This is a genomic window from Pseudomonas sp. Irchel 3E19, assembly GCF_900187585.1.
In the GTDB taxonomy this organism is placed as follows: Bacteria; Pseudomonadota; Gammaproteobacteria; order Pseudomonadales; family Pseudomonadaceae; genus Aquipseudomonas; species Aquipseudomonas baetica.
The window spans coordinates 50,510-66,309 of sequence record NZ_FYDT01000012.1; the positions used below are offsets into that span (position 1 = coordinate 50,510).

General features: G+C 60.5%; 13 protein-coding genes. 8 read left to right on the top strand and 5 right to left on the bottom strand.

Annotated elements, in window-relative coordinates:
• Positions 1-142: 142 nt before the first annotated feature.
• From CKW18_RS10320 to CKW18_RS10355, 8 genes are read left to right on the top strand one after another with little or no spacing between them, the layout of a single operon-like run.
• Positions 143-1,057 carry a GDP-mannose 4,6-dehydratase gene (locus CKW18_RS10320; protein WP_095188703.1) on the top strand — a complete coding sequence of 305 codons (915 nt, stop codon included), beginning with the start codon at positions 143-145 and terminating at the stop codon, positions 1,055-1,057.
• Positions 1,054-2,025 (top strand): GDP-mannose 4,6-dehydratase, encoded by a 972-nt coding sequence (gmd, locus tag CKW18_RS10325; RefSeq protein ID WP_095188704.1) that lies wholly within the window; start codon positions 1,054-1,056, stop codon positions 2,023-2,025. Before CKW18_RS10320 ends, gmd begins: the two co-directional genes overlap by 4 nt.
• 3 nt (positions 2,026-2,028) lie before the next feature.
• Entirely contained in the window at positions 2,029-3,471 is a 1,443-nt protein-coding gene (locus CKW18_RS10330; protein WP_095188705.1) for a mannose-1-phosphate guanylyltransferase/mannose-6-phosphate isomerase, read from the top strand.
• Positions 3,472-4,269: an ABC transporter permease gene (locus tag CKW18_RS10335; RefSeq protein WP_095188706.1), complete on the top strand. Its 798-nt coding sequence runs from the start codon at positions 3,472-3,474 to the stop codon at positions 4,267-4,269.
• Positions 4,269-5,522, top strand: coding sequence for an ABC transporter ATP-binding protein (locus CKW18_RS10340; protein WP_095188707.1), 1,254 nt, complete (start codon positions 4,269-4,271; stop codon positions 5,520-5,522). Before CKW18_RS10335 ends, CKW18_RS10340 begins: the two co-directional genes overlap by 1 nt.
• Entirely contained in the window at positions 5,519-6,886 is a 1,368-nt protein-coding gene (locus tag CKW18_RS10345; protein ID WP_095188708.1) for a glycosyltransferase family 1 protein, read from the top strand. The genes CKW18_RS10340 and CKW18_RS10345 overlap by 4 nt, the downstream gene beginning before the upstream one ends.
• A complete protein-coding gene (locus tag CKW18_RS10350) occupies positions 6,870-8,000 on the top strand; it encodes a glycosyltransferase family 1 protein (RefSeq protein WP_095188709.1) in 1,131 nt (376 codons plus the stop codon). The genes CKW18_RS10345 and CKW18_RS10350 overlap by 17 nt, the downstream gene beginning before the upstream one ends.
• Positions 8,001-9,131 (top strand): glycosyltransferase family 4 protein, encoded by a 1,131-nt coding sequence (locus CKW18_RS10355; RefSeq protein WP_095188710.1) that lies wholly within the window; start codon positions 8,001-8,003, stop codon positions 9,129-9,131. It begins immediately after the preceding gene.
• A gap of 64 nt (positions 9,132-9,195) precedes the next feature.
• Here the strand turns inward: CKW18_RS10355 and CKW18_RS10360 are convergent, their stop codons facing one another.
• The 5 genes from CKW18_RS10360 to CKW18_RS10380 form a co-directional block, all read right to left on the bottom strand.
• Entirely contained in the window at positions 9,196-11,226 is a 2,031-nt protein-coding gene (locus CKW18_RS10360; RefSeq protein ID WP_095188711.1) for a pyridoxamine 5'-phosphate oxidase family protein, read from the bottom strand.
• A 45-nt stretch (positions 11,227-11,271) separates the two neighbouring features.
• Positions 11,272-11,898, bottom strand: a complete 627-nt coding sequence (locus CKW18_RS10365; protein WP_095188712.1) for a glutathione S-transferase family protein — start codon at positions 11,896-11,898, stop codon at positions 11,272-11,274.
• A 106-nt stretch (positions 11,899-12,004) separates the two neighbouring features.
• Complete coding sequence (locus tag CKW18_RS10370; RefSeq protein ID WP_095188713.1) at positions 12,005-12,931, bottom strand: LysR family transcriptional regulator; 927 nt, start codon at positions 12,929-12,931, stop codon at positions 12,005-12,007.
• Positions 12,932-13,005: 74 nt separating this feature from the next.
• On the bottom strand, positions 13,006-14,838 hold the full coding sequence (gene glmS, locus CKW18_RS10375; protein ID WP_095188714.1) for a glutamine--fructose-6-phosphate transaminase (isomerizing): 1,833 nt from the start codon (positions 14,836-14,838) through the stop codon (positions 13,006-13,008).
• 2 nt (positions 14,839-14,840) lie between these two features.
• Positions 14,841-15,617 carry a DeoR/GlpR family DNA-binding transcription regulator gene (locus CKW18_RS10380; protein WP_095188715.1) on the bottom strand — a complete coding sequence of 259 codons (777 nt, stop codon included), beginning with the start codon at positions 15,615-15,617 and terminating at the stop codon, positions 14,841-14,843.
• Positions 15,618-15,800: the final 183 nt, after the last annotated feature.

The window sequence follows — 15,800 nt, forward strand, 5'->3', positions numbered from 1 at the left end:
TGTGCAATTGGCACAGATTGAAGACAAACAACTACAACAACTGACTTCGCCTGTCTTTTAGCCAGTTTTTCTTTTGGTCTGACAGATCTTTCCTCAAAGCCTGTGGGAAAGTGGCGCAAGTTCAAGACCAAGGGGTCGCTGTTTGAAAAAGCGTCTGTTCATCACGGGTCTCAGTGGCTTCGTGGGACAACATATACAGTCACGTCTGGCCTTGCCCGATTCGTCGTGGGAGCTGTTGCCTGCCGCATCGCCCTTCGACCTCACGGATGCCGGCAGCCTCAGCGACCTGTGGCCGCAGATGCCCGACGCGGTAGTCCATCTGGCCGGGCAAACCTTCGTCCCCGAAGCCTTCCGTGATCCGGCCCGCACCCTCGATATCAATGTTTTCGGCACCCTCAACCTGTTGCAAGCCCTCAAGGCGCGTGGCTTTACCGGCACATTCCTGTACGTCAGCTCCGGCGACGTCTACGGCCAGGTCGGCGAAAGCGCTCTACCGATCACCGAACAACAACCGCCCTGCCCGCGCAACCCTTACGCGGTGAGCAAACTGTCGGCGGAGTTTCTCAGCCTGCAATGGGGCCTGAGCGAACACTGGCCGGTGCTGGTGGCGCGCCCGTTCAATCACATCGGCACCGGGCAGAGCGACAGCTTCGTCATCGCCAGCGCCGCCCGCCAGATCAACCGCATCAAACAAGGCCTGCAAGCGCCGCAACTGGAAGTCGGCGACATCGACGTGACGCGTGATTTCCTCGATGTCGGCGACGTCATATCGGCCTATTTCGCCCTGCTTGAAAAAGGCCAGCCGGGCCAGGTCTACAACATCTGTTCGGGGCGCGAGCAAAGCATCCGCAGCCTCATCGAACAGCTGGCAGATCTGGCCGAAGTCCAGATGCAACTGGTTCAGGATCCGGCGCGCATGCGTCGCGCCGATCAGCGCCGCGTCTGCGGCAGCCACGCAAGACTGGCCAACACCACAGGATGGTCGCCAGCCATCACTACACAACAATCCCTGCGGACGATCCTGTCCGACTGGGAGATTCGAGTACGACAAGAATGACAAAAAGTGCACTGATCACAGGGATCACTGGCCAGGACGGCGCGTATCTGGCCAGACTGCTGCTCGACAAGGGTTACAAGGTTTATGGCTTCGTCGCCCGGCGCAGCAGCGATTCGCGCTGGCGCCTGCGCGAAATGGGCGTCGAGGCCGACATCGTCTATCTGGACGGTGACATGGCCGATGCTTGCTCGGTGCAGCGCGCGGTCATTCAATCGGCTCCGGACGAAATCTATAACCTCGCCGCGCAAAGCTTCGTCGCCGCCTCGTGGAATCAACCGGTAACCACCGGCATCGTCGATGGCCTGGGCGTTACCCACTTGCTGGAAGCGATCCGCCAGTTCAGCCCGCACACCCGCTTCTATCAGGCCTCGACCAGCGAAATGTTCGGTCTGATCCAGGCCGAGCAGCAGGACGAGAACACCCCGTTCTATCCACGCAGCCCTTACGGCGTGGCCAAGCTGTACGGCCACTGGATCACCGTCAACTACCGCGAAAGCTTCAACCTGCACGCCAGCAGCGGCATTCTGTTCAACCATGAATCACCGCTGCGCGGCATCGAATTCGTTACCCGCAAGGTCACCGACGCCGCCGCCCGCATCAAGCAGGGCAAGCAGCAGGAACTGGCCTTGGGCAACATCGACGCCAAACGCGACTGGGGTTTTGCCGGCGACTACGTCGAAGCCATGTGGCTGATGCTGCAACAGGACAAGCCTGACGATTTCGTGGTCGCCACCGGCGTCACCACCACGGTGCGCGAAATGTGCCGCATCGCCTTCGATCACGTCGGCCTGAACTACCGCGACTACGTGAAGATCGACCCGGCGTTTTTCCGCCCGGCTGAAGTCGAAGTGCTGCTCGGCAATCCGGCCAAGGCGCAGCGTGTGCTGGGCTGGAAGCCGAAAACCGACCTGGATACCTTGATCCGCATGATGATGGATGCGGACATGAAACGCGTCGCCAAGGAGTAGGCCATGCTGATCCCCGTGATTCTGTCCGGCGGTGCCGGCACCCGTTTGTGGCCGGTGTCCCGCGAGGGCCATCCCAAGCCGTTCATGACTCTGCCCGACGGCCAGTCGCTGCTCGGCAAGACCTACCAGCGTGCCGCCGCGTTGCTCGACGGCTGGGGCGACATTGTCACGGTGACCAACCGCGAATATTACTTCCAGAGCAAGGATCACTACTGCGCCGCCCACGTGTCACGCCATCGCGGGCACTTCCTCCTGGAGCCGACCGGGCGCAATACCGCCCCGGCGATTGCCGCTGCAGCCCTGTCGCTGCAAGCGCTGCACGGAGACGAGGCGATCATGGTGGTGATGCCGGCCGACCATTTGATCGTCAATCAGGACGCACTCAAGACGGCCGTCGAGCACGCGGTGAATCTGGCGAAGGACGGTTATCTGGTGACCTTCGGCGTATTGCCGACCGCGCCGGAAACCGGCTTTGGTTACATCGAAACCGGTGCGCCACTGGACGCCAGAGGCGCGGCCAAAGTGCAGCGCTTCGTGGAAAAACCCGACCTGCAGACCGCCACGCATTACCTGGAGAGCGGCAACTTCCTGTGGAACTCGGGCATGTTCTGCTTTACCACCGCGACCGTCATTGCCGAACTGCAATTGCACGCGCCAGAACTGCTGGAGCAGACCCGCGCCTGCATGGCCGCCAGCGCCCCGGTGGAGACCGTCGGCTGCCTGCAACAGGAACTGTCGCCTGCGCTGTTCGCTGAAATCACCGACATTTCCATCGACTACGCGTTGATGGAGCGCTCGGAAAAAGTTGTGGTGGTGCCCGCCGGTTTCGACTGGAGTGACATCGGTTCGTGGGGCGCGGTGGCCGCACTGGTGCCGGCCGACGCCGACAACAACCGCGCCAGCGGCGAAGCGATTTTCATCGACAGCCACAATAACTTTGTCCAGAGCGAAGGCCGGCTGGTGGCCACCGTGGGTGTGGATAACCTGATCATCGTCGACACCGCCGACGCCGTGCTCGTGGCCCATGCCGACCGCGCTCAGGATGTGCGGCGCGTCGCCAAGCAGCTCAAGGACAAATCCCACGAAGCCTATCGCCTGCACCGCACCGTCAGCCGGCCCTGGGGCACCTACACCGTTCTCGAGGAAGGCCCGCGCTTCAAGATCAAGCGCATCGTGGTCAAACCCGGCGGCAAGCTGTCCCTGCAAATGCACCATCACCGCAACGAACACTGGGTGGTGGTCGAAGGCATGGCCAAGGTCACCAACAACGGCAGCGGTACGACGCTGGTGGCCAAGAACGAATCGACGTTCATCGCCGCCGGCCACAGGCATCGCCTGGAAAACCCCGGTGTGATCGATCTGGTGATCATCGAAGTGCAAAGCGGCGAATACCTGGGAGAGGACGATATCGTCCGCTTCGAAGACCATTACGGCAGGACGGTTTGAATGCTGCTTTCCCTGTATCGCTCGCTACACAGCTACCGTGGATTCATCCTCGGTAGCGTGCAACGAGAGTTTCAAGCGCGTTATCGCAATTCGCTGTTCGGCGCGCTGTGGCCGATCTTCAATCCGCTGTCGATGATTGTCGTTTATACGGTGGTTTTCTCGCACATCATGCGCGCACGCCTGCCGGGTGTGGACGACAGCATGGCTTACAGCGTTTACCTCTGCGCCGGCCTGCTGGCCTGGGGACTGTTCTCCGAAATCACTTTGCGCAGCCAGACGATGTTTCTCGACAACGCGAATCTGCTGAAGAAAATCAGCTTCCCGCGGATCTGTCTGCCAGTGATCGTGTTGATCAACTCCGGGATCAACTTCGCGATCATCATCGCGCTGTTTCTGGGCTTCCTGCTGGTGACGGGACGCTGGCCGGGCATGGTCCTGCTGGCGCTGCTGCCGCTGGTCGCGCTGCAAATGATGTTTTGCGCCGGACTGGGCATGGTGCTTGGTGTACTGAATGTGTTCTTTCGCGATGTCGGTCAGCTCTTCGCGATCTGCCTGCAGTTCTGGTTCTGGCTGACGCCGATCGTTTACCCGATCACGATCCTGCCGGAATGGGTGCAACGCCTGTTGCAGCTCAATCCACTGACCAATTTGTTCAGCAGTTATCAGAACCTGTTCCTCTATGGTCAGTGGCCGGTCTGGAGTTCGCTGCTGCCGATCTTCGTCACCGGCATCGTGTTCTGTCTGATCGGGCTGCGCCTGTTTCGTCAACGCGTCGGCGAAATGGTGGATGAACTCTGATGGGCCATATTCGTGTCACCGGCCTGAGCAAGGCCTACAAGCAATACCCCAACCGCTGGGCTCGACTGGCCGAGTGGCTGATTCCCTTCTCGCCCATTCGTCATCACCAGCACTGGGTATTGCGCGATGTCGAGTTCGAAATCGCCCCCGGTGAAGCGGTGGGCATCGTCGGCGCCAACGGGGCCGGCAAAAGCACTTTGTTGAAGATGATCACCGGCACCACCCAGCCCACTGGCGGCAAGATTGAACTCGAGGGTCGGGTCGCGGCGCTGCTGGAGCTGGGCATGGGTTTTCATGCCGACTTCACCGGGCGCCAGAACGCGATCATGGCCGGGCAGTTGCTGGGCATGCAGCTCGAAGAAATCGAAGCGCTGATGCCCGAGATCGAACACTTCGCCGAAATCGGTGAAGCCATCGATCACCCGGTGCGCACCTATTCCAGCGGCATGCAGATGCGCCTGGCGTTCAGCGTGGCCACCGCGCGGCGGCCGGACATTCTGATCGTCGACGAAGCGCTGTCGGTGGGCGATGCCTACTTCCAGCACAAGAGCTTCGAGCGCATCCGCAGCTTCCGCAAGGCCGGTACCACCCTGTTGATCGTGTCCCATGACCGCTCGGCGATTCAGTCGATCTGCGATTCGGCGATCCTGCTCAAGGATGGGCGCATGGCCATGTACGGCAAGCCCGAAGCCGTGCTCGATTACTACAACGCCCTGATGGCCGAACGCGAAGGCCAGGTCGTGCGTCAGGAAATGCTCGCCGGGGGTGAAGTGCAGACCGTGTCCGGCACCGGCGAAGCGGCGATCCTCGGCGTGCGCATGCTCGACGAAAACGAACGCAGCATCGACGCCGCTGAAGTCGGCCAACCGGTGGTCCTGGAAGTGCAGATCGAAGTGCGCAAGGACATCGAGCGCCTGGTGCTGGGCTTCATCCTCAAGGATCGCCTGGGCCAGATGATGTACGGCATCAACACCCACCGACAGGGCAAAGCCCTGACCGATCTGCGCGCCGGCGAACGCTTTACCTACCGCTTCGCCTTCGTCATGGGCCTGGGCAAAGGTAACTATTCGGTGTCGCTGAGCCTGTCGCGTCTGGACTCGCACCTGGATCGCAACTTCGAGTGGCGCGACTACGGCATGGTGTTCCATGTCATCAACAATCGCCGCGAGGATTTCGTCGGCTGCTCATGGCTCAACGCCCAGACCACGATCATTCGGCAAACCGATGTCACGCCTGTCGAGCGCACGCCATGACCCGCTTGCTGGTGGAATGCACGCACGTGTTCAAGCACCCAAAGGTCAACTCGGGCATCCAGCGCGTAGTGCGCAACGTCATCAAGCAATTGCCTGCGAGTGTCGACGGCGTCGACTGCATGCCGGTGATTCTGCTCAATGGGCAACTCTATCGCGTGCAGCGTCTGGCACCGTTGGATACCCCAGTGTTCAACGCCCTGGCGACGTTCGGGGAACGCCTGCAACGTTTGGCTCATCGGTTCTGGCAATGGCACCAGCGCCTCCACAGCCGCTACAACGCCAAACCTGTGCGGCGTGTGTTGTATGTCGCCTATCACCTGATATCGTTCGGCCTGTTCGGTTTACCGCTGCGCTTGATTGGCGCCATCAATCACACTCAACTGCTTAAACGTTGCTCACCGCTGCAGCATCAGTCCGGCGATCAACTGGTGCTGCTGGATTCGTCCTGGCATTCGGATTTTTTTGCCTATGCCGAGCAACTCAAACGCGACGGCGTCGGCATGATCGCGGTGATCTACGACCTGATCCCGCTGACGCATCCGCAGTTCTATGACACACGACTGGTTCAGGTTTTCAGCGAATGGTTCGACTGGATCACCCGTACCGCTGACGGTTACATGACGATTTCCGCCACGGTGCGTGATCAGGTGCGCGAGGAACTGCAACGGCGCATCGGCCCCGAACAGGCTGACCAGCGCTGGTTCGATTTCTTCCACCTCGGCTCCGAACTTGACTTGCGCACCAGCGACGCCAGCGTCGAGCCGCGCCTGCACAAAATATTCGCCACGCCTGAGCCGGTGTTCCTGATGGTCAGCACCATCGAGCCGCGCAAAAATCACGGTTATCTGCTCGACGCCTTCGAACGCGCCTGGGCCGCCGGGTCGAACGCGCGGTTGTGCATCGCCGGGCGTGTCGGCTGGAAATGCGACGCCTTGCTTGAGCGGGTGCGCAGCCACCCCGAGCTGAATCAGCGCTTGTTCATGTTCAATGATCTGAGCGACACCAGCCTCGAACATGCCTATGGCCACGCCAGTGCGCTGGTGTTTCCGTCCTTCGTCGAGGGTTTCGGCCTGCCGCTGGTCGAAGCCATGCAACGCGGCTTGCCGGCGATGGGCAGCGACATCGCTGTGTTCCGCGAGATCGGCGGCGAGTTCATGGCGTATTTCGATCTGCAGGATCCGCAAAGCCTTGCCGACCTGATCAACTCTTTCGAAAACAGCGGCCAGTTCCCCGCCACCCGCGATGTGGCTGACTGGGACTGGATTGGCTGGCGCGAGGCCAGTGTGCAATTGGCCGAACGCAGTGTCCGCCATGTTCTGGAGGCGCCAGCGGCGCAAGCGAGGCAGCATGCGCATTGCCCTTAACGCGCGGATTCTGCAGGCACCGCGCACCGGCATCGGCCATTACGTCTCCGAACTGGTGAGCGCGTTGCGCAACGAGACCGATGTCGAGGTCACGCTATTTCACGGCTGGGGCTGGAGTTCGGTGCTGCCGGAAGCGGCTATGCCCGGTTATTCGCGCCTGACCCCGCTGCTACGGCAGATTCCCGGGGCTTATCAGGCACGGCGCTGGCTGGAGCAGAAACGTTTCGATCAGGGCAGCGCACAAGACATCGATCTTTATCACGAACCGAGTTTGTGGCCGCTGGCCTTCAACGGCCCGACTGTGATCACCCTGCACGACCTGACGCACCTGCATTTCCCCGACACCCAGCCGCCGGCGCGGCTCAGGGAAATCGAACGTCGACTGGCCACCGGCGTGGAGCAGGCGCGGCTGATCCTGACTGACTCGCATGCCATTGCCGACGAGGCGCAAGCCTATTTCGGTTTGCCCGCCGAGCGCTTTGCCGTCGCCCCCTTGGGCGTGGCGCAGCGTTTCCATCCGCGCGAGCCGCACACCCTCGACGCCGTACTCAAGGCGCATGCCGTGGAGTACCGTGAGTACTTTCTGTGTGTCGGCACCCTCGAACCGCGCAAAAACCTCGGCCTCGCTCTGCGTGCGCACGCCTTGTTGCCAGACGCCGTACGCCAGCGCTTTCCCTTGCTGATCGTCGGAATGGCGGGCTGGGAGCGCGAAAAATTCAGCGAACCGTTGCGCCAGGCGCTGGCGAGCGGGCATGTGTGTCTGCTCGGTTATCTGCCGGACGAACAGGTGGCTCAACTGCTGGCCGGCGCCCGGGCGCTGATTTTTCCTTCGTTGTACGAAGGTTTTGGCCTGCCGGTTTTGGAGGCAATGGCCAGCGGCACGCCGGCGGTCATCACCCGCTCTTCAGCCATGCCGGAGGTGGCGGGAGCTGCGGGCAACTATATTGAAGCTGACGATGCAGACGGCTTGCGTGATGCCATGCGCCGACTGATCGATGATCAAGCACATTGGCAGGCATGCCGAGAAGCCGGATTGCAGCAGGCACGGCTTTTTTCCTGGGAGCGTTGTGCACAGGCGACGGCCGGTGCCTACCGCCAGGCCATGGGAGGTTGAATGCGCGTACTTCATTTTTTCAAGACTTACCTGCCTGAATCATTCGGCGGCATTGAGCAGGTGATTTTCCAACTCTGCGAAAGCGGCGCGAATCACGGCATCGACGGCCAGGTTTTGACCCTCAGCGCCGATCCAAACCCGCCCGTGGTTCAATTGGGTCGCCATGAAGTGCATCGTGCAAAGCTGGATATTCACGTCGCCTCGACTGGTTTTTCCCGAAGTGTGTTCAAGCAGTTCCGCGAACTGGCCGCCGAAGCCGATGTGATCAATTACCACTTTCCGTGGCCGTTCATGGACCTGGTGCATTTTGCCAGCGCGCCGAACAAACCAAGCGTGGTCACTTATCATTCGGACATCATTCGCCAGAAGCACTTGCTCAAGCTCTATCGCCCCTTGATGAACCGTTTTCTCGCCAGCGCCGACCGTATCGTGGCGGCATCGCCGAACTACCTGCACACCAGCGATGTGCTGCAACAGTTCCAAGACAAGACCCGGGTTATTACGTACGGTTTGAACAAGGCAGGTTATCCACAGGCTGGTGCAGAACGCATGAACCGCTGGCGCCAGCAGCTTGGGGATAAGTTTTTCCTGTTTGTTGGCGTGATGCGTTATTACAAGGGCCTGCACATTCTGCTTGATGCTCTGAAGGATGTGCATTATCCGGTAGTGATTGTTGGCGCTGGCCCGCTTGAGCGAGAACTGCATGCTCAAGCGGCAGCGCTCGGGTTGCGCAACATTCATTTCCTCGGACGTCTGGGCGATGAAGACAAAGTCGCGCTGCTGCAACTGAGTTACGCCATCGTCTTCCCTTCGCACCTGCGTTCGGAAGCGTTCGGCATCTCCCTGCTCGAAGGCGCGATGTACGGCAAACCGATGATCTCCAGCGAAATCGGCACTGGCACCAGTTACATCAATATCCACAACGAGACGGGGCTGGTAGTACCGCCGAGTAATCCACAGGCGTTTCGCGAAGCAATGCGTACGTTGTGGGATGACCCGGTGCGGGCGGCCGCGATGGGCGTGAAGGCTGAAGCGCGATACCGGCAGTTATTCACAGCCGACGAAATGGGTCGCAAGTGGACGGAGTTGTATCAGGAGTTGCTGGAGGAGAAATCCTTGTCCTACGCCTGATTCCGTATTCAACTCCTTTCCCCTGTGGGAGCGAGCTTGCTCGCTCCCACAAGTTTGTTTTCGGTTACAGATCCAAGACCAGTGGCTGGCTGCTCTGCGCCGGCACCGCGCAACAAATCAGCACATGCCCGGCTTCCGGGATATCCGCCGGCACCTGTGGATAATTCACCGCACCGCTGACCAGTCGGGTCTTGCAGGTGCCGCACGACCCTCCCCGGCAACTGAACTCCGGACGTAATCCACGGCTTTCCGCCAGCTCCAGCAAACTGCCACCATCCGGCTGCCAGCGCGCCTCTTTCGCCGAGCGTTCGAACACCACCGGCACCGACGTCGTGGCGGCGGGCGGTTGTTCGATGACGATGGCGTCCGGGTCGGCCTGACGTTTCAGTGTCGAAGGGCCAAAGGTTTCTGCATGAATCTGCGCATCGCGCACATCCAGTTCGCGCAGGGTGTCGTACAGGCCTTGAGTAAAACCACCGGGACCGCAAAGGACGAAATCGAGCTGGTCGAAATCCTCGGCATCCAGCAGGTTTCTCAGCACTGCGCCGTCAATTCGGCCCGGCAGATCAAAATCCTCGCCCTCTTGCAGATCGGCTTCCGGCTGGCTGAGCAAACGCAGGACGCGTACGGAATCGCCTGACGTTTCGAGCAACCGGTCCAGCTCCTTGCGAAACGGCTGATCCGCCAGACTGCGCGAACTCTGCAGCAATAGCGTCGGACGAATCCCTCGCGTGCGTAAGCCTTGGTACACCACCTCGCGCAGCATCGATAGCAACGGCGTAATTCCCACGCCAGCGGCCAATAGCACCAGCGGGCGGTGTTCCAACGGCGCCACGGTGAAATGCCCTTGCGGCGCCCGCGCTTCCAGCACGTCGCCAACGCAAATCTGCTCATGCAGATGCGATGAAATCAAGCCTTCACGCTTGACGCTGATCCGGTAGAAACCATCCGATGGCGCGCTCGACAGGCTGTAAGTGCGGATATGCACCTCGCCATCGATCGTGAAGCGCAGCGGTAAATGCTGACCGGCGAGAAACACCGGCAAACCGGCGCCATCGGCGGGCTCGAGATAGATGGAACGGATGCTGCGGCTCTCTTCCTCAATCTTCGCCACCCGCAGCGGCCGCCATTGGTTGCCCAGTGCCTGCGCCTGCAAGCGTGCGCTCGCCTCGGCCCAGTTGCCGGTCAACAGACTGGTCGGCGACATGCCGTCGAAGCGCCAGCGCAACGCCAACGCTGCCGGGCGCCGCACCAGTTGCTCCACCTCGAAAGTCCACAAGCGCTCAGCCCCTTGAAACGCTTCGATCTGTGGGTCGTCGAGAAGGATCTCGGTGCGCCCGCTGAGTTGCAGCACATCGCCTGTGGAAAAGTCGATGAACAGCAATCCGGCCTTGGGGTTGAGCAGCAGATTGCCGAGGGTGTTGAAATGCAGATTGCCGGCGAAATCGGGGATGGTCAGACGATTGCCTTCCACCCGTACGAAACCGGCCTGACCACCGCGATGGGAAACATCCACCGCACGCTCGCCGTCGGTATCGACATAGCTGGCGACGAAGAAAGTATCGGCCCCAGTTATCAGTGCGGTGGCCGCCTCGTCGAGCGCATTCAGATGTTCAGCCGGGCGCGTCTGCGGATCCGTCAGCGGCACTCTTTGAAACTGGCGCAGTTGGATGTATTGCGGGCAGTTGCCGAAGGCCTGATCCACACTCACGTCGAAGCCCTGAGCGCTGAGATTGCCGACATGGCCGTTAAGCCGATTGCGCCGGCGTGTGTGCAACTCGATGCCGAGCAAACCGATCGGCTCGCCATTGCGCAGTTGCGCCGGGTCGTCCGCTGCGACCTGACTGGCGAAGTGCAGATGCTCGGGATCAGGCGAATGGGCAAACCCCGGCGCGCCTTCGAGCACACTGGCCCACGGGTGGCCGTCAGGATCCACCGCGCCGTACAACATGAAGGGAAGTTGCTGATAGAACTCACGGTGCTGGTCTGGCATCCAGGTGCGAATCACCTTACGCCCGAAGGCCTCCATGCGTTCGGCCACACCCACGTGCGCCTGCAACTGTTGCTCGCCAGCGTGCCACGGTGAACGTTCCATCACGACCTCTCCTCTGCCCCTACGGCGCAGTGTGGATTGCGAGCATCAGACTGAAGTTTGCAGACCGGCGACGGTGCGCGGCATGCCGACAAAACCGGGCAGTGCTTCAACCCGAGCCAGCCAGGCGCGCACGTTGCGGTAGTCATCCAGCGACACGTTGCCTTCCGGTGCGTGGGCGATGTAGCTGTAGGCCGACACGTCGGCGATGGTCGGCTCGCTGCCCGCCAGATACGGCGTGTTGCCCAGCTCGACTTCCATCACCTTGAGCAGGTTGTGCGCACGGGCAATCACTTCTTCAGCATTGAGTTTCGCGCCGAACACCGTGATCAATCGCGCCGCCGCCGGGCCAAAGGCAATCGGCCCGGCCGCTGCCGACAACCAGCGCTGCACCCGCGCGGCACCGACCGGATCGCTCGGCAACCAACGGCCCTCGCCGTACTTCTGCGCCAGATACACCAGAATCGCATTGGAGTCAGCCAGCACCACGCCATTGTCATCAATGGCCGGCACCTGACCGAAACTGTTGATGGCCAGATAGGCCGGTTGCTTGTGTTCGCCTTTGGCCAGATCAACCAGGATCAGCTCGGTCGGCAGTTGCAACAGCGACAGCATCAGCTCAACCCGGTGGGCATGGCCGGAACGCGGGAAGTTGTAGAGTTTGATCGGTTGCATGGTCGACTCCGCTGGATGATCGCGCCGCCCAAGGGGGGGGCAGCGCTGATGGAGGCCATCTTCTACCTATCCTTGAAGCAACCGAATCACCAGCATTCGCAATCGATTATTTCTTCTCGTGCAATAACGCTGCGTTTTTCAGCGCCGGATGCTCACGCAGAGCGTTCACCGTGAAATCAACAAAACTGCGTACCCGCGCCGGCGCCTTGCGCCCGCCCTGATACACCACATGAATCGGCAGCGGTGGCAGCTCGAAATCGGCGAGGATGATTTCCAGTTCGCCGGCCGCGACCTTGTTCGCCACTTGATAGGAAAGCACCCGCGTCAGCCCCAGGCCCAAACATGCGGCCGTGATCGCGGCTTGATTGGCGGTGACCACCAAACGCGGCTCCGGGCGCACGATCAGTGGTTCGCCCTGTTCCAGAAACGGCCAGTTGCGCATCTGGCCGGTGGCGGCAGTCGCCACTACGGGCAAACCAGCCAACGCCTTAGGATGGCTGGGCCGGCCATGCTCGGCCAAGTATTGCGGCGAACCGCAAACCACTCGCCGAACCTCACCGACGCGGATCGCATGCTGATTACTGTCCGCCAGCTCGCCGATGCGCACTGCGACATCGATGCCTTCCTCGACCATGCTGACGATCCGATCCACCAACACGGCGTTGATCGACACGTCCGGATACTGTGCGAGATAACCGGCCATGACTGGCGTAACGAACAACTCGCCAAACAACACCGGCGCCGTCACCGTCAATTGCCCACGGGGCTGGGCGTGGCTGCCTGCGGCAGAATCCTCGGCTTCCTGCACCTCGGCGAGAATCCGGCGACAGTCCTCCAGATAACGCTGCCCCGCTTCACTCAGATGCACACTGCGCGTGGTGCGAATCAGCAATTGCGTACCGATCCGCTGCTCCAGTGCGGCAACGGCGCGGGTGACGCTGGCAGCGGACAGGCCCAGACGCCGCGCGGCTGCGGAGAAGCCCTGGTCCTGGGCGACGGCGGCGAAGACCTGCATTTCCTGGAAGCGATCCATGGTTACCCTCGAATCAGATACAAAAATCGCAGCCGAAGCTGCGATTTTTTAGGGCGAACTCAGCTGTGGATAACTTATTCCACCGTCACCGACTTCGCCAGGTTACGCGGCTGATCAACGTCCGTACCCTTGAGCACAGCAACGTAGTACGACAGCAGTTGCAGCGGAATGGTGTAGAGGATCGGCGAGAGGATGTCGTGGATATGCGGCATCTGCACGACGTGGGTGCCTTCGCCGTTGGTCATTCCGGCTTTCTCATCGGCGAACACGATCAGTTCGCCGCCGCGGGCACGGACTTCCTGCAGGTTGGATTTGAGCTTCTCCAGCAGTTCGTTGTTCGGCGCCACGGTGACCACCGGCATGTCGTTATCCACAAGCGCCAGCGGGCCGTGTTTCAACTCGCCGGCCGGGTAGGCTTCGGCGTGGATATAGGAGATTTCCTTGAGTTTCAAGGCACCTTCCATCGCCACCGGGAATTGCGCGCCGCGGCCGAGGAACAAGGTGTGGTTCTTCTCGGCAAACAGCTCGGCAACTTTCTCGACGGTGCTGTCCATCGCCAGCGCTTCGCCCAAGCGACTCGGCAGGCGGCGCAGTTCTTCCACCAGCGTGGCTTCAACGCCTTTCGCCAGAGTGCCACGCACTTGGCCCAGCGACAGAGTGAGCAGCAATAGACCGACCAGTTGCGTGGTGAATGCCTTGGTCGATGCCACGCCGATTTCGCGACCGGCCTGGGTCAGCAGGGTCAGATCGGATTCGCGCACCAGCGAACTGATGCCGACGTTGCAGATCGCCAGGCTGGCGAGAAAGCCCAGCTCTTTAGCGTTGCGCAGTGCGGCCAGGGTGTCGGCGGTTTCGCCGGACTGGGAGATGGTGACGAACAGGGTGTCCGGCTGCACCACCACTTTGCGGTAGCGGAATTCGCTGGCGACTTCGACCTGGCAAGGGATCCCGGCCAGTTCTTCGAGCCAGTAACGCGCAACCATGCCCGCGTGATAACTGGTGCCACAGGCAACGATCTGCACGTTGCGTACTTTGGCGAACAACTCGGCCGCTTGGGGGCCGAATGCCTGTACCAATACTTGATTGTTGCTCAGACGACCTTCCAGAGTGCGCTGGACCACCGCCGGTTGCTCGTGGATTTCCTTGAGCATGTAGTGGCGGAATTCGCCTTTATCGGCGGCTTCGGCACCGTCGTTGTACTGCACGGTCTGGCGCTCGACCGCAGCGCCATTAACGTCCCAGATCTGCACGTTATCGCGGCGAATTTCGGCGATATCGCCTTCTTCCAGGTACATGAAGCGGTCAGTGACCTGCCGCAGGGCCAGTTGATCGGAAGCGAGGAAGTTCTCACCCAGACCCAGACCGATCACCAGCGGGCTACCACTGCGGGCGGCAACAAGACGATCCGGTTGCTTGGCATTGATCACTGCCAGACCGTATGCACCGTGGAGTTCCTTGACGGTGGCTTTGAGGGCTGCGGTGAGATCAGGCTGAACCTTGAGCTTTTCGCTGAGCAGGTGGGCGATGACTTCAGTATCGGTGTCCGAAGTGAATACGTAGCCCAGTGCTTTCAGTTGCTCACGCAGGGCTTCATGGTTTTCGATGATGCCGTTGTGCACCACCGCAATGTCGCCGGAGAAATGCGGGTGAGCGTTACGCTCGCAAGGCGCGCCGTGGGTTGCCCAACGAGTGTGGGCAATCCCCAGACGGCCAACCAGCGGGTGTTCGGCCAGTGCGACTTCCAGCTCGCTGACTTTGCCCGGGCGTCGCATGCGCTCAAGGGTTTCGTCGTGGGTGTACACGGCCACACCGGCGCTGTCATAGCCGCGGTATTCAAGGCGCTTGAGGCCTTCTACCAGAATGGCGGTGATATTACGTTCAGCCACTGCGCCGACAATTCCACACATGCTTATTTCTCCTGACTGATAGCCGCGCAAATCAAGGTGATACCGCGGGCCTGAATCTGATCGCGGGCATCTAAGGGCAGGCGATCATCGGTAATTAGGGTATGGACGCTGCTCCATGGCAGCTCCAGATTGGGAATCTTGCGGCCGATCTTGTCGGCCTCGACCATCACGATCACTTCCCGCGCCACTTCAGCCATCACTCGGCTCAAGCCCAGCAATTCGTTGAACGTGGTGGTACCGCGCATCAGATCGATGCCATCGGCGCCAATAAACAACTGATCGAAGTCGTAGGAGCGTAGTACCTGCTCGGCCACCTGGCCCTGGAAGGATTCCGAATGCGGATCCCAGGTGCCGCCGGTCATTAACAGCACCGGTTCATGTTCGAGCTCGCTCAAGGCATTAGCGACGTGCAGAGAGTTGGTCATCACCACCAAGCCCGGCTGTTGGCCAAGCTCTGGAATCATCGCGGCGGTGGTGCTGCCACTGTCGATGATAATGCGCGCGTGCTCGCGGATGCGTTTCACCGCAGCGCGAGCGATCGCCTGTTTGTATTTGGAAATGCTCTGGGCGGTTTCCGCGACCAGTTCCTGAGGCATGGTGATCGCTCCACCGTAACGGCGTAGCAACAGACCGTGGCTTTCCAATGCGGCAAGATCCTTGCGAATCGTAACTTCCGAGGTTTCGAAGCGCTTGGCCAGTTCATCCACACTGACTTCGCCCTGCTCATTGAGCAAAGCGAGGATGTTGTGGCGGCGCTGCGGCGTATTGCGTTTCGACATGGCGGGCTTTAAGTTTCGATTCGAAAGATAACGGAAGCAATCAAAACCTATTGCCCATAAATCGTCAAGCACGATGCAGAGTTTTTTGAGAACGACACAAACAAAAATGTGGGAGCGGGCTTGCTCGCGAAAGCGGTCGATCATTCAACATTGATGTTGAATGACACGACGCCTTCGCGAGCA